General features: G+C 61.2%; 18 protein-coding genes and 1 pseudogene. 13 read left to right on the top strand and 6 right to left on the bottom strand.

What is annotated here, in order from left to right; all coding sequences use genetic code 11:
* Nucleotides 1-113: 113 nt before the first annotated feature.
* Nucleotides 114-1112, top strand: a complete 999-nt coding sequence (locus ACTG2B_RS21490; protein WP_058057085.1) for a sensor domain-containing diguanylate cyclase — start codon at nucleotides 114-116, stop codon at nucleotides 1110-1112.
* 85 nt (nucleotides 1113-1197) lie between these two features.
* Here the strand turns inward: ACTG2B_RS21490 and ACTG2B_RS21485 are convergent, their stop codons facing one another.
* Nucleotides 1198-1824 (bottom strand): porin family protein, encoded by a 627-nt coding sequence (locus ACTG2B_RS21485; RefSeq protein ID WP_439996825.1) that lies wholly within the window; start codon nucleotides 1822-1824, stop codon nucleotides 1198-1200.
* Nucleotides 1825-3098: 1274 nt separating this feature from the next.
* Here ACTG2B_RS21485 and ACTG2B_RS21480 point away from each other — a divergent pair.
* A complete protein-coding gene (locus ACTG2B_RS21480; RefSeq protein WP_005336490.1) occupies nucleotides 3099-3863 on the top strand; it encodes a helix-turn-helix domain-containing protein in 765 nt (254 codons plus the stop codon).
* A gap of 40 nt (nucleotides 3864-3903) precedes the next feature.
* Here the strand turns inward: ACTG2B_RS21480 and ACTG2B_RS21475 are convergent, their stop codons facing one another.
* Complete coding sequence (locus tag ACTG2B_RS21475) at nucleotides 3904-4713, bottom strand: UTRA domain-containing protein (protein ID WP_439996824.1); 810 nt, start codon at nucleotides 4711-4713, stop codon at nucleotides 3904-3906.
* Nucleotides 4714-4932: 219 nt separating this feature from the next.
* On the opposite strand from ACTG2B_RS21475, the gene ACTG2B_RS21470 reads away from it, so the two are divergent.
* From ACTG2B_RS21470 to ACTG2B_RS21445, 6 genes are read left to right on the top strand one after another with little or no spacing between them, the layout of a single operon-like run.
* The gene (locus ACTG2B_RS21470) at nucleotides 4933-5994 is read left to right on the top strand and encodes an ABC transporter substrate-binding protein (RefSeq protein WP_110303940.1); all 1062 of its coding nucleotides are present in this window, start codon (nucleotides 4933-4935) and stop codon (nucleotides 5992-5994) included.
* A 9-nt stretch (nucleotides 5995-6003) separates the two neighbouring features.
* The gene (locus ACTG2B_RS21465) at nucleotides 6004-6837 is read left to right on the top strand and encodes an alkaline phosphatase family protein (protein ID WP_439996823.1); all 834 of its coding nucleotides are present in this window, start codon (nucleotides 6004-6006) and stop codon (nucleotides 6835-6837) included.
* The gene (locus ACTG2B_RS21460) at nucleotides 6837-7736 is read left to right on the top strand and encodes an ABC transporter permease (RefSeq protein WP_439996822.1); all 900 of its coding nucleotides are present in this window, start codon (nucleotides 6837-6839) and stop codon (nucleotides 7734-7736) included. The genes ACTG2B_RS21465 and ACTG2B_RS21460 overlap by 1 nt, the downstream gene beginning before the upstream one ends.
* Nucleotides 7729-8505 carry an ABC transporter permease gene (locus ACTG2B_RS21455; protein WP_005355251.1) on the top strand — a complete coding sequence of 259 codons (777 nt, stop codon included), beginning with the start codon at nucleotides 7729-7731 and terminating at the stop codon, nucleotides 8503-8505. The genes ACTG2B_RS21460 and ACTG2B_RS21455 overlap by 8 nt, the downstream gene beginning before the upstream one ends.
* A 6-nt stretch (nucleotides 8506-8511) precedes the next feature.
* On the top strand, nucleotides 8512-9519 hold the full coding sequence (locus ACTG2B_RS21450) for an ABC transporter ATP-binding protein (protein ID WP_439996821.1): 1008 nt from the start codon (nucleotides 8512-8514) through the stop codon (nucleotides 9517-9519).
* A gap of 39 nt (nucleotides 9520-9558) precedes the next feature.
* Nucleotides 9559-10212: an HAD family hydrolase gene (locus ACTG2B_RS21445; RefSeq protein ID WP_439996820.1), complete on the top strand. Its 654-nt coding sequence runs from the start codon at nucleotides 9559-9561 to the stop codon at nucleotides 10210-10212.
* Between the two features lie 115 nt (nucleotides 10213-10327).
* On the opposite strand, the gene ACTG2B_RS21440 is transcribed toward ACTG2B_RS21445, so the two are convergent.
* Nucleotides 10328-11962, bottom strand: a complete 1635-nt coding sequence (locus ACTG2B_RS21440) for a sensor domain-containing diguanylate cyclase (protein ID WP_439996819.1) — start codon at nucleotides 11960-11962, stop codon at nucleotides 10328-10330.
* 83 nt (nucleotides 11963-12045) lie between these two features.
* Between ACTG2B_RS21440 and ACTG2B_RS21435 the strand changes: the two genes are divergently transcribed.
* A complete protein-coding gene (locus ACTG2B_RS21435; protein ID WP_118854472.1) occupies nucleotides 12046-12486 on the top strand; it encodes a DUF2214 family protein in 441 nt (146 codons plus the stop codon).
* A gap of 137 nt (nucleotides 12487-12623) precedes the next feature.
* Nucleotides 12624-13523, top strand: a complete 900-nt coding sequence (locus ACTG2B_RS21430; protein WP_005336466.1) for a DMT family transporter — start codon at nucleotides 12624-12626, stop codon at nucleotides 13521-13523.
* 64 nt (nucleotides 13524-13587) lie between these two features.
* On the opposite strand, the pseudogene ACTG2B_RS21425 reads toward ACTG2B_RS21430, so the two are convergent.
* From ACTG2B_RS21425 to ACTG2B_RS21415, 3 genes and pseudogenes are all read right to left on the bottom strand, one after another.
* A pseudogene (locus tag ACTG2B_RS21425) lies at nucleotides 13588-14213 on the bottom strand (glutathione S-transferase family protein).
* A gap of 106 nt (nucleotides 14214-14319) precedes the next feature.
* A complete protein-coding gene (locus ACTG2B_RS21420) occupies nucleotides 14320-15588 on the bottom strand; it encodes an O-acetylhomoserine aminocarboxypropyltransferase/cysteine synthase family protein (protein ID WP_005355241.1) in 1269 nt (422 codons plus the stop codon).
* 150 nt (nucleotides 15589-15738) lie between these two features.
* Nucleotides 15739-15915, bottom strand: a complete 177-nt coding sequence (locus ACTG2B_RS21415; protein WP_005336463.1) for a hypothetical protein — start codon at nucleotides 15913-15915, stop codon at nucleotides 15739-15741.
* A gap of 100 nt (nucleotides 15916-16015) precedes the next feature.
* On the opposite strand from ACTG2B_RS21415, the gene sgrR reads away from it, so the two are divergent.
* The 3 genes from sgrR to ACTG2B_RS21400 all read left to right on the top strand — a co-directional run bounded on the left by sgrR (nucleotide 16016) and on the right by ACTG2B_RS21400 (nucleotide 20702).
* A complete protein-coding gene (sgrR, locus tag ACTG2B_RS21410; RefSeq protein ID WP_439996818.1) occupies nucleotides 16016-17719 on the top strand; it encodes an HTH-type transcriptional regulator SgrR in 1704 nt (567 codons plus the stop codon).
* Nucleotides 17720-17864: 145 nt separating this feature from the next.
* Nucleotides 17865-20042 (top strand): catalase/peroxidase HPI, encoded by a 2178-nt coding sequence (gene katG, locus ACTG2B_RS21405; protein WP_429073882.1) that lies wholly within the window; start codon nucleotides 17865-17867, stop codon nucleotides 20040-20042.
* A 264-nt stretch (nucleotides 20043-20306) separates the two neighbouring features.
* Nucleotides 20307-20702 (top strand): acyl-CoA thioesterase, encoded by a 396-nt coding sequence (locus ACTG2B_RS21400; RefSeq protein WP_005336457.1) that lies wholly within the window; start codon nucleotides 20307-20309, stop codon nucleotides 20700-20702.
* Nucleotides 20703-20722: the final 20 nt, after the last annotated feature.

Below are 20722 nucleotides of genomic sequence, written 5' to 3'. Positions count from 1 at the left end.
TGGTGCGGTAGGGTTCTGGCTGACAGATCTGTTGCAATATGCCAAGGTAGCGCCTCACGACAACAGTGCGATTCCCCGTGGTGGCGCGGGGCGGAAGAACAAGGATAACTGCTATGGTGCAGGACAGTGACACGATCAGGATCTCGGATGTCAGCGAGGCCGTGGTGCATGGCATTCTGGAGGTGACCAGCGATGGCATCTGGGATTGGCATGCCAATACCGGTTTTGTCTATCGCAACCCCGGCTGGTACCGGATGCTGGGTTACGAGCCTCACTCCCTCGGCAATACCGTCTTCACCTGGGAGAACGTGATCCACCCCGACGATCTGGCGGCAGTGATGGCGAAGTTCGATCTCTGTCTAAGCGGCAGCGCCCACGAGTATCGCGCCGAGTACCGTTGCCGCTGCCGGGATGGCAGTTACCTCTGGATTGAGGATTGCGGCCGCATCATTGAGCGCAATCCCGATGGCTCTGTGGCGCGGATGATCGGCGCCCATCGCGATATCCACGCCAGCAAGCTGTTGCTGGAGCAGCTGGAGCGGCGCAATCAGTCGCTGGAGCAGCAGGTTGCCGAGCGTACCGCCGAGCTGGTGCGACTCAACGAGGCGCTGCAACAGAAAGCCGAGGAGAACCGTCTGCTGGCAGAGACCGATGCCCTGACTGGCGCCGCCAGCCGCTATCGGCTGGAGCGGGCATTGCAGCTGGAGTGCGAGCGGGCGCGCCGCTTCCATCAGCCGTTTACGGTGATCGCCATGGATGTGGACAACTTCAAGCAGATCAACGACAGCTATGGCCACAACGCCGGGGATCAGACCCTGATCAACATAGTGGCGCTGGTGCGCCGCCATATCCGCGAGATCGATCTGCTGGCCCGCTGGGGCGGTGACGAGTTTATGGTGTTGTTGCCCAACACCGGCCGCGAGGATGCGCTGGTGGTGGCGAGCAAGTTTCAGGCATTGATGGCGAGCGAGCCCATCTGCCCCCACGCGCCCGCTACCATGAGCTTCGGGTTGGCGGAGTATCAGCAGGATGAGCAGAAGGAGAGCCTGATGGTGCGTGCCGATCGGGCGCTCTATCAGGCCAAGCAGCTGGGTAAAGACCAGATCTGCTAACGCGGGTTACGGAAAGAAGAACAGTAGAAAGGGCCGCAGGTTTGAAACCTGCGGCCCTTTTGTATTGTTACTAACGCGGCGCGACTTAGAAGTGGTAGCGCAGACCCAGCTTGAAGGTATCCAGAGAGTAGTGCTCGTCACCCAGGCTCAGGGCGTCGAACTGGCGCTCGTAACCGATACCGGCAGAGAAGTGGTCGTTGAAGGCGTAGTCCAGACCTACTTCCAGATTGGGGTGTACCTTGCTCTTGGTTGCGCTCTTGCTTACCTGATCGCTGAAACCGAGGAAGGTGGCGTTGCCGACAACTTCCAATTCGGTGCGGGTGTAGGCGATACCCGGTTTGGCATAAGCGCTGAAGCCCCAGGCCAGCGGCTGGCTCAGCTTGGCGGCCAGGCTGATGCTGCGGGTTTCGATGGTGGTGTCGGCAAAGCCGCTTGCAATCGGGGAGGTTACCCAGGTCAGCTGATCCATCTGTTGGGCGTGCAAGCCACCTTCAACCGCCAGCCAGGGTTTGAAGCTGTAACCCACGATCAGGCTGCCGCCGTCGAGCTGGTCGTCGATCACTTTGGCGTCATAGGCGTCTTTGGCAGCACCATCGAGATCCATCTTGGAGGTGGTCAGATCCAGACCTACATACCAGCCTTCGGCATGGGCGCCGCCATTCATGGCCAGAGCAAGCAGGGAGAAAGCGGCAATTTTATTAAACTTGTTCATGGATAAATAACCTTGTGTTGCGTGAACTGCGTGTGATTTATATTGCTCAATCCATGAAGCTTTTTATATTTCCGTCATTGCTCTGCTTTCACAGAGGGGCCGCAGTATAGTCAGCGAATTTCTGAATAACAAGAGAGTGATTTTCCCATTCTTCTAAATATGACTGGCTGCAAGCAGGGGCATTTTGTTTAATAAATGGTGTTATTAGAGTTTTAGCTTTATTGAGGTTTAAATAATTAACTGGTGAGGCAAATGACAGGCTGCGAGTTCGATTTTGATTCTATGTGATTGATTTGTATCAGCATTAAATTTTCATTCGAGCGTAGCCGTGATGAGTTGTCTAAAAATTGGCATCTCAGATGTCACTCACAGGTGTCAGGCTCTTTTCGATGATTTTTTGAACGCCTCACAAGGTGAAACCGTGAGAAAAAAACCTATCTTTTTGCCTGTTTTTTGCTCTTTTCTAGGGTTGGGATTGTTCCCATTGCAGATTTTGGTGGTCTTTTGAGGCTGTTTTGCGAAGGCGATGCTACCCATCAGATACGCGAATGGGCTCTTTGGGTGGCTTTTCTCTTCACCCGGTAGCAGTTGTTGGGGTGGGAGCGGGGAGTGATAAGTAAATATTGGTAGTACTGGTTGATTAATTTTGTTGTCTTATATATACAAGCCATTTAAAAGATAGGTTTTTGGAGTTTTAAATAACTTTAATATATTCGTTTCTATATTTGGAGAAGCTTTCCAAGCAGGCCATTTAAATATATTGCATAGCAATACCACGGTATTGATGATCGTTTAGGATACCTTGCCAGAACGGTCGTGGTGGCTGGCGCATCAGTGGGCGGCGGGTGGCCGGTGACACTTCCCCTTGCCGGGGCCCTTGACCTGACCTGCGAATTCAGGGAAAAGAAAAGGGCGGTGCTATCAGCGCCGCCCAATGCCAGGAAAGAGAAAAAACCTTACGGTTTAAAAGATAAAAATTTGGAAGCAAACAATCGATTTCTCAACCAGGAAGGGTCTTGAATTCGATACGTTTCGATTATGCGCGATGTTCTATGCAGCACTAGCAAAATGTTTGCGGGTTGAAAGATATGCACTGTCTGGTGTCAGATTTTGCGACCTCATCGTTCAACTGGTCTGTCCTGATGGGCTTTACAGGAGATTTTTTCTCTAGGCTGTTTTTTCGGTGTCAATATCTGAGCCTTGAAGGTAAAAACAGGTCAGAAGCTGACTCGGCATAACCATGCAATGAAAGTGCGATAACAAGGAAGAGTGGCATGACCTACAGCCAGACCCTGGCCAACAATATTCTCGACACCCTGAAGAAGACCCTGACCGACAAGGGGATCCGCTATCAGACCCTGGCAGAAGCCATGGGTGTCTCCATCGCGACCGTGAAGAGGATGATGAACAAGCCCTCCCTGCCGTTCGATACCCTGCTGGAGATCTGCCATCTGGTGGGGCTCTCGTTCGAGGAGCTGCTGGATCGCACTCAGGACGCTCAGAGCCGCCGCGCCGTCTTTACCCAGGAGCAGGACGAGGCGTTTCACAACGAGCCGGGGCTCTACGCCTTTCTCGCCAATATCTTCTGGCGCGACAAGACGCTGATCGATCTCAAGCGGGAGTACGGCCTGACCGATGCCTCCTGCTACCTCTATCTGCGCAAGCTGGAGAAGCTCGGCATTTTGCAACTCGGTATCGACAACAGTTACCACTTCCTGATCAGCGAGCGGATCAGCTTCGAGCAGCACAGCCGCTTCGCCCGCCAGCAGGCACGGCAGGCGATGTCGGTGCTGGGGGAGTATCTGGTGGAGAACATGCACAAGTCGAACAACTATATGGCGCTCTGCCAGCTGCACCTCAACGAGGGAGAGGCGATGGCGCTGATCGACCGGATGAAGGAGTACTGGCATCAGGAGATCAAGCTCAACCGCCCCGCCATCGGCCAGCAGGAGCACGCCAAGACCTACACCATGTCGCTGCAACTGGCCGACTGCGGCTATCAGAGCTTTGACGACATGATCCCCAATATCGACAACTGATCCCGTCGGATCCTGCGGGATCCGCTCTGTTGGCTGGAGTCTAATCGGCGACCCGGGTTTGTTGCAGCTTGCCTGCGATCGGTTGCAGCGCTCGGGTATCCAGACAAATGCGGATGGCATCCGGTCGCCAGTGTTCGATATCGCAATCCACCAGACCGCCTCGCTCGTCATAGTTGACCCGCACCAGCCGCAGCACGGCGCTCCCCTCCGCCAGATTGAGGGCGCGGGCGATGGCGCCGCGCGCTGCCGAGGGGGTGATCTCGAGACTCGCCCCGCCCTGGCCTATGCCATAACGCTGCTGATAGAGCTCGGTGAGGGAGCTGGCCAGCGGCGCGCTGGCGATATCGGGAAAGCGGCTCGCCAGCAGGTGGTGGCTGACGTGGAGCACCGGGCGACCGTCGATCAGCCGTTGGCGGCGGATCTCGTAGAGCGGCGTGAAGGGTTCCAATCCCATCCAGCGGCACAGTTCGCTGCTGGCCAGCTCGCTGCCGTGGGCCAGCACCCGGGTTTCGGCGGTGCGCTGCTGTTCGCCGATCCACTGGTGAAAGTGGGTGTGGATGGCGGGATCGTAGGTGAGGCGGGGCGGGGCCACGAACCAGCCACGGCGCTCGGCCCGGTAGATAAGGCCATCCGCCTCGAGGCTGGAGAGCGCCTCCTTGATGGTGATGCGGGTGGTGGCGAAACGCTCGCTCAGGGCCCGTTCGGCGGGCAGCTGCTGCCCGGCCCCCAACTGGCCGCTGCCGATATAGCGGCGCAGAGTCTGGCAAATCTGTTCGCACTTGGAGGAGGAGCGGCCATCGGCAATGCTCTGTTCGTTCACTCTCTGCTCGCTCAATCTCGGCTCGGTCACACTCTTGTCCCTGTTGCTTATTCAGAAGGCGGGTGGCTGGCCAATCCCTTACTGGAATAGTCCAGCCTCACTCGGGTTCAGAGTTGTAACTGCTGTGGATGACAGCGCCATGACAGGGTGATTGTCATCAAACTGCCATTAAAGCGCCCCGCCACCGTCACAATTCCCCTCTAGCATCCCTCTCGAACCTTAACTGACCTAGTCCAGAGGGATGGGATGATGAAAAGCGTGATCGCAAGTGCACTGGCCATGGTGGCCATCAGCCAACCGTTGTTTGCCACAAATAGCTATGCAGCTGAAAATATCGCGGATCTCGAAAAGGCCGCCCGTGGCGAAGGCCAGCTCCACAGCATCGGCATGCCTGACAGCTGGGCCAACTGGAAGGATACCTGGCAGCAGCTGGGCAGCATCTACGGCATCAAGCATCAGGATACCGACATGAGCTCGGCGCAGGAGATCGCCAAGTTCGCCGCCGAGAAGGCCAATGCCACCGCCGATATCGGCGATGTGGGTGGTGCCTTCGGCCCGGTTGCGGTCAAGCAGGGGGTCACCCAGCCCTACAAACCCTCCACCTGGGCTGATATTCCCAACTGGGCCAAGGATGCGGACGGTCACTGGATGCTGGCCTATACCGGCACCATCGCCTTCCTGATCAACAAGGATCTGGTCAAGGCCGCTCCCACCAGCTGGCAATCCCTGCTGGGTGGCGACTACAAGGTGACCCTGGGTGACGTGGGCGTTGCCTCTCAGGCCAACAACGGCGTGCTGGCGGCAGCCTATGCCACCGGTGGTAGCGAGAAGAATCTCAAGCCCGCCCTGGAGTTGTTCGGCAAGCTGGCCCAGCAGGGTCGTCTCTCCCTGAACGATCCCACCATCGCCAACATCGAGAAGGGCGAGGTGGAAGTGGGTGTGCTGTGGGACTTCAACGCCCTCAACTACCGCGACCAGATCGACCCCAAGAAGTTTGATGTGGTGATCCCGAGTGACGGTTCAGTCATCGCCGGTTACACCACCATCATCAACAAGTGGGCCAAGAACCCCAACGCCGCCAAACTGGCCCGTGAATACATCCTCTCCGATGCCGGTCAAATCAACCTGGCCCGCGGCTACGCCCGCCCGATCCGCAGCAACGTGACCCTGCCGGATGACGTGAAGGCCAAGCTGCTGCCGGCCGAGCAGTACGCCAATGCCAAGCCGGTGCAGGATCACGCCGCCTGGGAGCAGAGCTCCAAGGCCCTGCCGCGCCAGTGGCAAGAAACCGTCATGATCAACATGCAGTAAGGGAATCCAGTGCAACACAAGGTGATAGTGGTACTTGTGGATGGTCTGGCAGCCGAGGTAGCCCACACCATGGGCTACCTCGGTGGCATGGTGGAGGCGGGGCGGGGCCTGCATACGACCCTGAATGCTGCCCTGCCGTCTCTCTCCCGACCCCTCTACGAGTGCATCCTGACCGGCGTGCCGCCGGTGGTGAGCGGCATCACCCACAACGGGGTGAGTCGCCTCAGTCTGCATGACTCCATCTTCCATCTGGCCCGCGCCGCGGGCAAACGCACCGCAGCGGCGGCTTATCATTGGGTGAGCGAACTCTACAACCGCAGCCCCTGGCTGGCTGCCCGTGATCGCTTTACTCACGACGAGCTGCTGCCGATCCAACACGGTTGCTTCTACTGGGATGACAACTATCCCGACAGCCATCTGCTGATGGATGGGGAATGGCTCAGAACCCAATATGACCCCGATTTTCTGCTGATCCACCCGATGGGGGTGGACGATGTGGGCCACAAGTTTGGCCTCGATTCCCGCCAGTACCGCAATCAGGCGCGCCGCATGGACAGCCTGCTGGCCGATCTGCTGCCCCAGTGGCTGGCTGAGGGGTATCAGGTGGTGATCACCTCGGATCACGGCATGAACAATGACCTGAGCCACGGCGGCACCCTGCCCGAAGAGCGCACCGTGCCACTCTGGCTGTTTGGCGATGCCTTTATCGAGCGCTGGCCGGATGGGGTGGCGATCGCCCAGACCCAGCTCTGCGCCCTGATGGCCGATCTGCTGGGGGTTTCCCACGACAAGCCGGCGGCGCCACCGCTGCTCAAGGCGGCCTTTATGCGCGAGGTGCACTGATGATGCCTGCCACCACCGAGATCCTCGCGGATCAACCCGTGGCCACCAAGCACAAGGTGCGCCGCCACTGGCTGCCTGCACTGGTATTGCTGCCCTTTATCCTCTTGATGATCCTGTTCCAGCTCGCCCCCATGGTGTGGGTGCTGGTGGGCAGTTTCCAGACCCCGGATGGCTGGGGCCTCGACTACTACCTGGAGATATTGAGCTCCCCCTTCTACCTGCAATCGTTCGGCAACTCGTTGCGCATTGCCGGTATCGCCAGTCTGGCGGGGCTTGCCATCGGTACTCTCGGGGCGGCGGCGCTGCGCCACAGCGGCGAGCGAGTCAAGCGGCTGCTGCTGGCCTTCGTCACCATGACCGGCAACTTCAGCGGGGTGCCGCTGGCATTCGCCTTTATCATCATTCTCGGCATCAATGGTGCGGTGACCCTGCTGCTGAAATCATGGGGATTGATCGACGGCTTCAACCTCTACTCGGGTAGCGGCCTTATCCTCATCTACACCTACTTCCAGGTCCCGCTCGCCCTGCTGCTGCTCTACCCGGCGTTTGATGCGCTGCAGGATGAGTGGCCGCAGGCTGCGGCGCTGCTGGGGGCGAGCAAGGGGCAGTATGTGTGGCACGTGGCACTGCCGGTGCTGACGCCTGCGCTGCTCGGCACCCTGATCATCCTGTTTGCCAACGCGGTGGGGGCCTATGCCTCTGCCTATGCCCTCACCACCGGCAACTTCAATCTGGTGACCATCCGGGTGGCCAGTCTGGTCTCCGGCGACATCTTCCTCGAGCCCAATATGGCGGCGGCGCTGGCAGTGATCCTGATGGTGCTGCTGGGGGTAGTGACGGCCGCCAACCAGTGGCTGCTGAAAAAGAGCTATGTGAACAAGGGGCAATCCCATGCATGATTTGACGCCGCGCTGGCCCAAGTGGGTGCTGGGTGGGCTGGTCGCCACCCTGCTGCTGCCGCTGCTGGCTACCTTTCTCTACTCCATCTCCACCCGCTGGGGGGCGACCCTGCTGCCGGATGGCTTCACCCTCGACTGGTATCTCAAGTTGTGGGGCGATCCGCGCTTTCTGGCGGCGTTTGGCCGCAGCCTCCTGGTCTGCTTCGCCACCCTGCTGCTGGGGACCTTGGTGCTGGTACCCACCGTGCTGGTGGTGGCCTACTACTTCCCAAAGCTGGATCCCTGGATGAACCTGTTGATCCTGCTCCCCTTCGCGGTGCCGCCGGTGGTCTCGTCAGTGGGGCTGCTGCAGATCTACGCCGACGGCGTTCTGCCGATTATCGGCACGCCGTGGATCCTGATCGGTACCTGGTTCACCGTGGTGCTCCCTTTTATGTATCGGGCGCTGGCCAACAGCCTGCAAGGGGTACCGCTCAGGGATTTGATGGATGCCGCCCATCTGCTGGGGGCCAGTAGTCGGCGCGCCTTTCTGTTGGTGGTGATCCCCTGCCTGCGCAAGGGGCTGCTGGCGGCGCTGTTTCTCTCCCTCTCCTTCCTGCTCGGCGAGTTCGTGTTTGCCAACATGCTGGTGGGCACCCGTTACGAGACCCTGCAGGTTTACCTCTACAACATGCGCGCCACTTCGGGCCACTTCACCAGTGCGCTGGTGATGAGCTACTTCCTGCTGACCCTGCTGCTCACCTGGGCGGCCAACAGATTTCATCGGTGAACAAAGATGTTTCATTTAGAAGTCAATCAGTTGCATAAATCCTACGGCGACACCAAGGTGTTCGAGGGGATTGAATTCGGTATCCGCAAGGGGGAGCTGGTGACCCTGCTCGGCCCCTCCGGCTGCGGCAAATCGACCCTGCTACGGGCGCTGGCCGGGCTCACTCCGGTGGATGGCGGTCAGGTGCGGGTGGCCGGTGAAGATATCACCTGGCAGGAGCCCCAGAAGCGCGGCATCGGCATGGTGTTCCAGAGCTATGCGCTGTTCCCCAACATGACGGTGTGGGACAACGTTGCCTTCGGCCTCAAGATGAAACCCCAGCCGGGGCGGGATCTCGCCGCCAGCGTGCAGGAGGCGCTTGAGCTGGTAGAGCTGACCGGCTTCGAGCGCCGCTATCCGGCCGAGCTCTCCGGTGGCCAGCGTCAGCGGGTAGCGCTGGCCCGGGCGCTGGTGGTGCAGCCGCGGATCCTGCTGCTGGACGAGCCGCTCTCGGCGCTGGATGCCCGCATCCGCCGCAGCCTGCGCCAGCAGATCCGCGAGATCCAGCAGCGCCTTGAGCTCACCACCCTCTTCGTGACCCACGATCAGGAGGAGGCGCTAACCATGTCGGACCGGATCTTCCTGATGAACAAGGGATCCATCGTCCAGAGCGGCACGCCGGAGCAGATCTATACCCGTCCCGCCAGCGAGTTTGTGGCGGGCTTTATCGGCAACTACAACCTGCTTGGCGCCGAGCAGGGCAAGTCGCTGTTCGGCCCCCGTTTTCAGGGCAAGCTGGCGCTGCGGCCGGAGTCCATTACCCTGCTGCCCGCCGGGGCGGCCAGCAGCGAACCCAGCCTGCCCGGCATCGTTCGTCAGCAACAGCTGCTCGGCAACGTGATCCGCTATCAGGTGGAGTGCGAGGCGGGGCTGTTGACAGTGGATTGCCTCAACCGTTCGGCTGGCGATCTGCTGGCCATCGGCAGTGCCGTGACCCTGGCGGTGGCCCGGGATCAACTCTGTGAGGTAGCATGAGGCCGCATTTCATTTCCATTTTCACTGCGAGGAGCGCCCATGGCACTGGCACTGTTTGATCTGGACGAGACCCTGATTGCGGGGGATTCCGCCAGCCTCTGGCTCGAGTACATGGTGGCCGAGGAGCTGGCTCCGGCCAGCATGATCGCGGAGGAGCAGGCCATGATGTCCCTCTACCATCAGGGCAAGATGGATATGCACCAGTACATGGCCTTCACTCTGCAACCGCTGGCGGGCAAGACGCGCCAGTGGCTGGAGCAGCAGTGCCACCACTTCGCCGAGCAGGTGCTGCGCGAGCGCCTCTACCCGGAGGGGTTGGCGCGCATCGAGTGGCACCGCCAGCGTGGTGACGAGCTGGTACTGATCTCCGCCTCCGGCGAGCATCTGGTGGCCCCCATGGCGAAGATGCTGGGGATGGATCACTGCGTCGCCATCCTGCTCGATGAGGAGGAGGGGATGCTGACCGGCCAGACCCGCGGCACCCTCAGCTTTCGCGAAGGCAAGGTGGCCCGCATCAACCAGCTCTTTGCAGGCAGGGACCATCTCTGGCAGGGGAGCTTTGGCTACAGCGATTCCCACAACGATCTGCCCATGCTGCGGGCAGTGAGCCATCCTCATGCGGTCAATCCGGCCCCCGCGCTCCGTCAGTGCGCCTCGGAGCTGGGCTGGCCGGTGTGGGAGTGGCAGCGCTGAGTCGTGCGCCACACAGGCTTAACGTGCGGCAAGGAGCACGATAAACAAAGAGAGAGGCAGGAGCCTCTCTCTTTGTTTTTGCTGACAGCGTTGTGGTTGATGTTGGCGGTGGTGGCTACCCCTCGTTGGTTTGTTGCCGGGGCTCGCCAAAGGCGGGAATGTCCTCCTCGGCACTCTGGTGAGGGGTGTGGCGCAGCGGGAAGCAGATACGGTTTTTCCCCTCCCGCTTGGCCTGATAGACCCCCTTGTCGGCCAGCTCCACCAGCTCTTTGGCCGAGAGCCCGGAGCGGCTGAAGGCCACCCCGCCGCTGATAGTGATAGTGAGATCGGGTTCGCGCCACTCCAGCTGCTCCACCCCGAGCCGGAACGCTTCCAGCAGGGAGGGGAGCATCGGCTGCTCTTCGCCGTAACGGAAGATCAGCACCAGCTCCTCGCCGCCATAGCGGCAGAACCAGCCCCACTCGTGGAACAGATTCATGCCCAGCTTGCTCACCCGCTTGAGCACCACATCCCCCGCCTGATGGCCGTGGGTATCGTTGACTCGCTTGAAATCATCCAGATCGAACATCACCACCCCGAAGGGAGCGCCACTGTTGAGCTGCTTCTGCAGGCACTCGTCGAAGAAGCGACGATTGTAGAGCCCGGTGAGCTTGTCCTGATTGGCTTGCAGCCGGATCTGGGCAAAGTCCTGGCTGGCGGCCTCCATCTCTTCATAGACCTTGGCCAGCTCCAGCATGCGGCGGCCGTTGTAGGCGATACCGCCGGAGCGGCTGGCGCGGATCAGCAGGGTGATCTCCCCCAGCATGCGGCGGAAGTAACGGGACCAGAGCAGGGCCAGCAGCAGATAGAGAATGCAGGCGACGGCAATCATCAGCTGCACGTTGATGGAGACGCTGTCGATCACCTGTTGCATGCTGGCAGTCGGCTCGACGCTGAGCAGGATCCAGCGCTGCTCGGGGATGCGGTAGTAGGAGACCATCAGGCCGCTGGCATCATCGAGGAAAAAGCCCTGCGGCTGTTGCATCCGGGCCAGCCAGTCGGGGTGGGCGAGGGGTTTGAATACCCGTTCGCGATCTGGATGGGCCAGCACCAGCCCGTCATGGTTGAGCAGGAGCTGATAGCCATTACCCAGATGGTGACTCTGAGCATGCCGACTGTTTAGCCAGCTGGCGAGGGGGGTGAGCTGGGTATCCAGCGAGAGTACGCCAACCCGCTTGCCGTCAGGATCTTTAATTACCCGAGCCAGCGCCATGGTGAGAGTGCCCAAGGTGTAGTCGTAATAAGGATCAGTCCAGACAATCTGTCCGGGATGGCTGGCGGCCAGCAGATACCAGGGGCGGGTTCTGGGATCGAACTTCTCGTCGGCCTGCCAGGATGGGTGGATCAGCATCTTGCGATGCTCGGTGCCCACGTAGACGTAATCGAGCTCCATCACCTTGTGATAGGCCTGCCACTGTTGCAGGTAGCGCTCGCCGTTGCGGATCTCCGGACCGCTGAAATCCCGATAATTTACCTGCTGATAAATGAGCGTAAACTGGCGTTTGAGGGTCGCCAGATAGGGTTCTATCAGGGTATGGAAATACTGGGTGTTGCGAGCAATCAGATATTGTTGCTGCTCGTGGCGCAGGGTGCGCTCCATATGCAGGTAGTAGATGCTGCCGAGCAGCAACACAGGGATAAAGAGCAAGAGGAAGCCCAGCCGCATGCGGGTGATCAAAGACCAAGTGTTCTTGGGCTTGGCGGGGGACATGAACAGATCCTTTTCGTCTCGGGTGACACCAGCATATATGATGCTGTGCGGCTCGTCTAAAGGCAGAAAATGAGATGTTTCCGATGCTGAACCACACTCTGCTCTCAATGATTCATTATGGCAGCATAGCGGTGCTGATCCTTGCCCTCTGTGTCGAGTATCTGATCTTTCGGCGCGGCCTGAACATGCTGCGAGTGCGCCGCCTGCTGCTGGCAGATGGGGTGGCGGCGCTGGCGCTCTTCTCCATCTTTGCGACCGGGTGTCTGCTGGCCCTCGAGCATGCCAGCTCGGTGGCAGAGATCTTTGCCCATCCTTCCCACGGCCTCAAGATGGGGCTGTTTCTGCTGATTGTCGGCTCCCTCGTTTATCCCAGCCGCCTCTTCTATCGCTGGCGTCGCGCCCTGCGTCTGGGCAAGGCGCCGATGATCTCCATCCAGCAGCACTTCCGGGTGGTGTGGATCCTGCGGGGCAATCTGCTACTGATTGCCCTGTTGGCCGTGTTCACCAAGCCCTCGCTGCTGTAACACTCGCTGTGCTCAAAAGCAGTGCGATGCAGCGCGTTGAGAGCGAGAGCGAAGACAAAGAGTGGAGACAAGAGGATAGGGAGGCGGGTATCTTGGATCGGATAACCCGTCACGCGCCGATTTAAGGAAGAATCGCCATGCGCTCCAATCTGATGTTGCTGATGGCTGCCACCATCTGGGGTATGGGCTTTGTCGCCCAGCGCCTCGGGATGGATCACATGGGGCCCTATACCTTCAATGGCCTGCGCTTTCTGCTCGGCGCCCTCTCCCTGTTGCCGCTGCTCTGGTGGCTCAAATCCCGACAACCTGTTGCCGTCGCGGGCGACCATCGCCAACTGCTGATCGGTGGTGTGCTGGCCGGGCTGGTGCTGTTCTGTGCCGCCTCCCTGCAGCAGGTGGGGCTGCTCTACACCACGGCCGCCAAGGCCGGTTTCATCACCGGGCTCTACATCATTCTGGTGCCGGTACTGGGGCTGCTGCTGCGCCACAAGAGCGGGCTCAATACCTGGATCGGCGCCATCATAGCGCTGGCCGGTCTCTATGTGTTGAGCGTCACCGACGAGTTCACCATCGGCTTTGGCGATCTGTTGCAGGTAGTTGGTGCCCTGTTCTGGGCTGTGCATCTGCTGCTGGTGGATCACTACTCCAACCGGGTTGCCCCCATCAAGCTGGCTGGAGTGCAGTTCGTGGTCTGCGGCCTGCTCAGCCTCGCCACCGCCTTTGTCATCGAAACCCCGACTGTTAGCGGCGCCGTGGCCGGTTGGCAGGCGCTGCTCTACGCCGGGCTGGTGTCGGTCGGGGTGGGTTATACCCTGCAGGTGGTGGGGCAGCGGGGCGCCCATCCGGCCCATGCCGCCATCATCCTCAGTCTGGAGACCGTCTTTGCCGCCGTGGGTGGCGTGTTGCTGTTGGGTGAGACGCTGGATGAGCGCGCCATTGCCGGTTGCGCCCTGATGCTGGCGGGGATGCTCATCTCCCAGATCCGCTTGAGGTGGTGGTGGAAGTCGCGCCGGGACAAGGTGCCCGCGACCAAGTAGACCGCGCTTGCTGCATAACAAAACGCCCCGACAGTCGGGGCGTTTTGCATGATGGCGACTCGGGTCAGGGGCGCTGATCCAGCTCGCGCTCCAGCTTACCGCCTTCTGACGGGCCGGATGGGTATTGAGCCGCTGCCAGTAGGCTTGCAGATGCGGGAAGTGGGCCAGCTGGCCGCTTTGCGCCAGCAGATCCACCAGAAAGGAGTTCATGATGTCGGCGCCGGAGAGGCGATCCCCCACCAGATAGTGGCGATTCGCCAGTACCTCATTGAGGTAGCCCAGCACCTTGGCACACTCCGCCTTGGCGTAGTCCGGCAGGAAGCGCATCGGGCTGCCATCCTTGCGCACGAACATGTCGAGCAGCAGCGGCAGGATGCCGGAGCTCTCGGCAAAGTGGAGCCACTGCAGATATTCGGGATACTCCGGGCTATCTGGTGCCGGTGCCAGCCGCTCGGCGGCGTAGCGGGCGATCAGGTACTCGGTGATGGCGCCCGATTCCGCCAGCACCCGGCCGTCGAACTCGATGACCGGCGACTTGCCGAGGGGGTGGATGGCTTTGAGCTCGGGCGGTGCCAGAAAGGTGGTGGCATCGCGCTGATACGCCTTGATCTCATAGGGCTGGCCCAGCTCTTCGAGCAGCCAGATAATGCGCTGGGAGCGGGATTTGTTCAGGTGGTGCAGGACTATCATAACGACCTCGATTCGGTGGCAGGATGGGGTATACGAGCAGGCGAGGATGGCGGTTCACCGATGGCTAAAAAAGAGCGGGCTGATGCCCGCTCCCTTGCTGACTGACTCAGGCCTCCAGCGCCTGATCCAGGTCCGCCAGTATGTCCTCGATCGCCTCGATCCCGACCGACAGCCGGATCATCTCCGGTTTCACCCCGGCCTTGGCCTGCTCCTCCTCGCTCAACTGGCGATGGGTGGTGGAGGCGGGGTGGCAGGCCAGCGACTTGGCATCGCCGATGTTGACCAGCCGCTTGAAGATCTTGAGCGCATCGTAGAAGCGCACGCCCGCCTCGTAACCATCCTTCAGACCGAACGAGAGGATGGCCGAGGGGCGACCGGCCATGTACTTCTCTGCCAGCAGATAGTGCGGGTGGCCCGGCAGACCGGCATAGCTGACCCAGGCCACCTTGGGGTGATGCTTGAGGTGATGGGCGACCCGCAGGGCGTTGTCCACGTGGCGCTCCATGCGCAGGCTCAGGGTCTCCAACCCCTGCAGCAGCAGGAAGGCGTTCATCGGCGCCAGCGCTGCGCCGGTATTGCGCAGCGGCACGGTGCGTACCCGCCCGATAAAGGCAGCCGGACCAAAGGCCTCGGTATAGACCACCCCGTGGTAGGAGGGCTCTGGTTTGGTCAGCTGGGGGAAGCGCTCGGCGTGATCCGCCCAGGGGAACTTGCCCGAGTCGACCACCACGCCGCCCAGCGAGTTGCCGTGGCCGCCGACATATTTGGTCAGGCTGTGGACGACGATGTCAGCACCATGTTCGATGGGTTTGCAGAGCACCGGAGTGGCGACCGTGTTGTCGACGATTAGCGGCACGCCGCGGGCGTGGGCGGCCTTGGCCAGCGCGGCCAGATCGACGATGTTGCCCGCCGGGTTGCCGATGCTCTCGCAGTAGACCGCCTTGGTCTTGTCGTCGATAAGGGCGGCGATGGCTTCGGCGCTGTCATCCTTGGCGAAGCGCACCTCGACCCCGAAACTCGGCAGCATGTGGGCGAACAAGGTGTAGGTGCCGCCATAGAGCTGGGGCGTGGAGACTATGTTGTCACCGGCGGCGGTCAGCGCCTGAATGGCGTAGGTGATGGCGGCGGAACCTGCCGAGACCACCAGCGCGGCGATCCCCCCTTCCAGCGCAGCCATCCGCTGCTCCAGCACATCGTTGGTGGGGTTCATGATGCGGGTGTAGATGTTGCCCGGCACCGCCAGATTGAACAGATCCGCCCCGTGCTGGGCGCTCTCGAACTCGTAGGCCACCGTCTGGTAGATGGGCACGGCGACCGCCTTGGTGGTGGGGTCGTTGGAAAAGCCGTGGTGCAGGGCCAGGGTCGCATCTTTCATCACACACTCCTTGTTGGATGTTGCTTATGGCAGTTATAGATGGATAGACGTCCAATCTATCAGGCCCGTGGCCGATGTAAACAGCAAGATCCGGCAAAGCAATGTCGCCCGCAGGGGATGCGTGTCCCGAGTGGTTGGTATGGCCCGCACTCAGAGACGACGGCGATACTCCTTGTCATCGATCTGGTTCATATCCCACTGCATCAGGCGGTTGAGCTGCTGCATGGGATCTTCGATAAGTGGCAGCGGGCGCGGCAGGATCCGCTTGAAGTAACGGCGCAAGGTCTGCTGGATCCGGTTCGGTTTGAGGGGATTGGCGTGGCTCATGATGGTGCTCCTCTGCTGTGGTTCTCACGTTCATCAGCAGTATTGAGCTAAAATGCGGAAGTAAAAACTGATGACTTATAGCAACAGGATTTCCTCTTTTATGCCGACCGGTCGCCTCTACCAGCAATTTCAACGACTCGCCCAGCTGCTTGGCAGCGACGAGCGGGAGATCAGCCTCGCCGAGGTGGCGGATCTGCTCTGCTGCACCCCGCGCAACGCTCGCCTGCTGCTGCGGCGGATGCAGGATCAGGGCTGGCTCAGCTGGTCGGCGGAAGCGGGGCGGGGGCGGCGCTCCCGACTCACCTTGCTCGATAGTCAGGAGAGCCTCACCCGGCGCCGCTTGCGGGATCTGCTCAGTCAGGGCCAGCTGGCGCAGGCGGTGCGGCTGGCCGAGGATCGCCTCGATTTGCTCACTCCGTTGCTGATCGAACAGCTCGGTCAGGCCACCCGCGAGGGGCGCCAGATCCTGCGGGTGCCCTACTATCGGCCGCTGCCGCAATTGCTGCCCACCGGCCCGATGCGCCGCTCCGAAATTCACCTGAGCCGCCAGATCTTCAACGGCCTCACCCGGCGAAATGAGGAAAATGGGGAAATTGAAGGGGATCTCGCCCACCACTGGGAGTGTCTGGGCCCCTGTCACTGGCGTTTCTACCTGCGCCCGGCGGTGCGCTTTCACCACGGTCGCGAGCTGGTGGTGGAAGATGTGATGGAGAGCCTGCTGGCCCTGCGGGATCGCCCGCTGTTTGCACATCTGGCTCGGCTGGAGAGCCCCTGGCCGCGCACCCTGGATCTCTATCTCGACAGCCCGGACCCCTGGCTGCCCCACCTGCTGGCAGAGCCGGTGGCGACCATTTTGCCACGGGAGCTCAAGGGGGAGGCGGGATTTGCCCTGCAACCGGTGGGCACCGGCCCTTACCGGGTGGCCGCCAACGATCCACTGCATCTTTGCCTTGCGGCGTTTGACGACTACTTCGGCCTGCGCGCCCTGCTCGACGAGATCGATATCTGGATGCTGCCGGAGCTGGCGGAGCGGCTGGAGACCCACCTGCAGCTGGGACGCGACAGCCCTGAGCTCGGCACCATGCGCGGCGAATCGGAGCTGGAGTCGGGCTGCTACTTCCTGTTGCAGGACGATCGTTCCGGATCCTTGCAGGATCCCGCCCTGCGCCAGTGGCTCGGCCAACTGCTCAATCCGGTGGTTCTGATGGGGCGGGTCGCCCCCGAGTTGCAACGGGGCTGGACCACCGCCCTCGGCCTGCTGCCCCACTGGCGCGAAGCGCTACCCGCGCCCTTGCCCACACCGGCGCAGTTGCCGACGACCTTGGTGCTTGCCTGCTTCAACCAGCATCTGGAGTTCAACGAGTGCGCCAACGCCATGAGCAGCCTGCTGGCCGAACAGGGGATCAGGCTCGAGGTGCGCACCCTCGATTACGGTCGTTGGGTGAGTGGCGAGGATGAAGACGTGGATCTCTGGCTCGGCACCCTCAACCTCGAACATGCCGGCCCCTTTGCCCCCTACGCCTGGTTGCAGGGCACCCCGTTGCTGCGCAAGGTGTGGAGCAGCCAGTACGAGCTGTGGCAAGGGTTGATGCAGTGGCGCGCCAGCGGTGAGGAGCCTGGCCCCCGCGCCCTGCTGGCAACTGTGCAGCAGCAGAGCTGGTTTGTGCCGCTGTTTCACCACTGGCTGGAGCTGGAGAGCCGGGTCGGCGTGCACGGGGTGCGGATGACAGCGCTCGGCTGGTTCGATTTTCGCAGCGCCTGGTTGCGGCCGGAACCGCCCCATCAGCCCGCAGAGGCGCCATAGTTCGTCCAATTTCTGTCGCGGCCGACGAGTGCTCCGTGGCCGCTTGCGTGAAAGATCCGTAAATCGGCCGCTGCTGCACAGTTTGTGTCACGCCTCTGTGCCATGCTGTTTCAGGTTATGGACAGCAGAGCAAATGAGGAAAACGATGAGCAACAATTCAGACAGTTCCGCAGGAAAATGCCCGGTCATGCACGGGGGAACCACCTCCGTCGAGACGTCCAGAATGGAGTGGTGGCCGAAGAGCCTCAACCTCGACATTCTTCACCAACACGATACCAAGACCAATCCGCTGGGGGCCGGTTTCAACTATCGGGAAGCCTTGAAGGGGCTCGATATGGCGGCCCTCAAGCAGGATGTGACAGCCCTGATGACCGACAGTCAGGAGTGGTGGCCCGCCGACTGGGGCCACTACGGCGGCCTGATGATCCGCATGGCCTGGCACTCGGCCGGGACTTACCGCATCGCCGATGGCCGCGGCGGCGGTGGCAGCGGCAACCAGCGTTTCGCCCCTCTCAACTCCTGGCCGGATAACGCCAACCTCGACAAGGCCCGTCGCCTGCTGTGGCCCATCAAGAAGAAGTACGGCAACAAGATCAGCTGGGCCGATCTGATCATTCTGGCGGGCACCGTGGCCTATGAGTCCATGGGGCTCAAGACCTTCGGCTTCGCCTTTGGCCGCGAGGATATCTGGCACCCGGAGAAGGATATCTACTGGGGATCGGAGAAGGAATGGCTGGCGCCCAGCGGCAAGCCGGGCGGTCGTTACTCCGGCGAGCGGGATCTGGAAAACCCGCTGGCGGCGGTGATGATGGGGCTTATCTACGTCAACCCGGAAGGGGTGGATGGCCAGCCCGATCCCCTGAAAACCGCGCAGGATATGCGGGTCACCTTCGCCCGCATGGCGATGGATGACGAAGAGACGGTGGCACTGACCGCCGGTGGCCACACAGTCGGCAAGGCTCACGGCAACGGCGACGCCAAACAGCTTGGGCCCGAGCCGGAAGGGGCCAGCCTCGAGGAGCAGGGACTGGGCTGGATCAATCACCACAGCCGCGGCATCGGCCGCAACACTGTGACCAGCGGCATCGAAGGGGCCTGGACCACCCACCCGACCCAATGGGACAACGGCTACTTCGATCTGCTGTTCAAGTACGACTGGTGGTTGCAAAAATCTCCGGCGGGGGCCCATCAGTGGGAACCGATCAATATCGCCGAAGAGGATATGCCGGTGGATGTGGAGGACCCGTCGATCCGCTGCAAACCCATGATGACGGATGCCGACATGGCGCTCAAATTCGATCCCGAGTATCGCAAGATTGCCGAGCGCTTCCGCGATGACCCGGCGGCCTTCTCCGACGCCTTCGCCCGCGCCTGGTTCAAGCTGACCCACAGGGATATGGGGCCGAAGAGCCGCTATGTCGGCCCCTATGTGCCGACAGAAGATCTGATCTGGCAGGATCCGGTGCCTGCCGGACGTGCCGATTATGACGTGGCGGCGGTGAAGGCCAGGATTGCCGCCAGCGGCCTCTCCATCAGCGAGCGGGTGAGTACCGCCTGGGATAGTGCCCGTACCTTCCGTGGCTCCGACAAGCGGGGTGGCGCCAACGGTGCCCGCATCCGGCTGGCGCCGCAGAAGGATTGGCCGGGCAACGAACCGGCGAGGCTGGCGAAGGTGCTGGCGGTCTATGACAAGCTCGCGGCCGAGTGTGGCGTCAGCGTCGCGGATCTCATCGTGCTGGGGGGCAACCTCGCCATCGAGCAGGCTGCCCAGGCAGCCGGGGTGACGGTGAGCGTGCCGTTTGCGCCTGGCCGGGGGGACGCCACTCAGGCTCAGACCGATGTGGCCTCGTTCGAGGTGCTGGAGCCGCTGGCCGACGGCTTCCGCAACTGGCTGAAGCAGGACTATGTGGTGACGGCGGAGGAGTTGCTGCTGGATCGCGCTCAGCTGATGGGGCTCACCGCCTGCGAGATGACGGCGCTGGTCGGCGGGATGCGGGTGCTCGGCACCAACCACGGCGGTACCGGGCACGGGGTCTTTACCGATCGGGTCGGGGTACTCAGCAACGACTTCTTCGTCAACCTGACCGACATGGGCTACCAGTGGCTGCCGAAAGCGAGCAATCTCTACGAGATCCGCGATCGCCGCAGCGGCGCCCTGAAATGGACGGCCACCCGGGTGGATCTGGTGTTCGGCTCCAATTCGGTGCTGCGCGCTTATGCTGAGGTCTATGCCCAGGATGACAACAAGGAGAAGTTTGTCTGTGACTTCATCACCGCCTGGAACAAGGTGATGAATGCGGATCGCTTCGATCTGCTCGGCTAGTCCCCAAGCCGTTTGGTTATCTGCACCAGCCCCGCACAGCCAAGATGTGCGGGGCTTTTTACTGCCCGCTTTTCTGTGCAGCCCTACCATCCGCCGCGCTGCGACACCTGCTGGCCGGTCGCGCAGGGCCGCTGGCATCCCTGTGCTTGGGCCAGCAGTATCATGTAACATGCTGATCCGCTGATGATGCCCGGCGGCCACCCATTGGCCACTGATGTCCCATGAACGGACAAGGACAGAAACAAAGAGACAAGGAGTCAACCCATGCTGGAAATGCAGATCCAACCCCGCTTTCAGGAGACGGATGCCCTCGGCCATATCAACAATACGGTGCCGGCGGTTTGGTTCGAATCGGCGCGAGATCCCCTGTTCCGGATCTTCTCCCCCGATCTGGATGTGCATAACTGGCACCTGATCATCGCGGGCTATACGGTGCAGTTCAAACGGGAGCTGTTCTACGGCCAGCCGGTCACCATCAAGACCGGCGTGCGCCGCATCGGCACCAGCTCCTTTACGGTCTGGCAGGAGGCCTGGCAGGGCGGCGAACTGGCCGTCACCGCCGAAACGACCCTGATCCATTTTGACTACCGGGCCCGCCAATCCCTGCCCCTGAGCGATGCTCACCGGGAAGGGCTGCGGGCCTGGCTGACAGAGAGTTAACCACGGGCCGGATGGCCCAT

The sequence above is a fragment of the Aeromonas sp. 30P genome (genome assembly GCF_051919805.1).
Taxonomy (GTDB): Bacteria; Pseudomonadota; Gammaproteobacteria; order Enterobacterales; family Aeromonadaceae; genus Aeromonas; species Aeromonas veronii.
The sequence above is the reverse complement of the archived record's forward strand: the minus strand, read 5'-3'. Positions and strand labels throughout refer to the sequence as shown.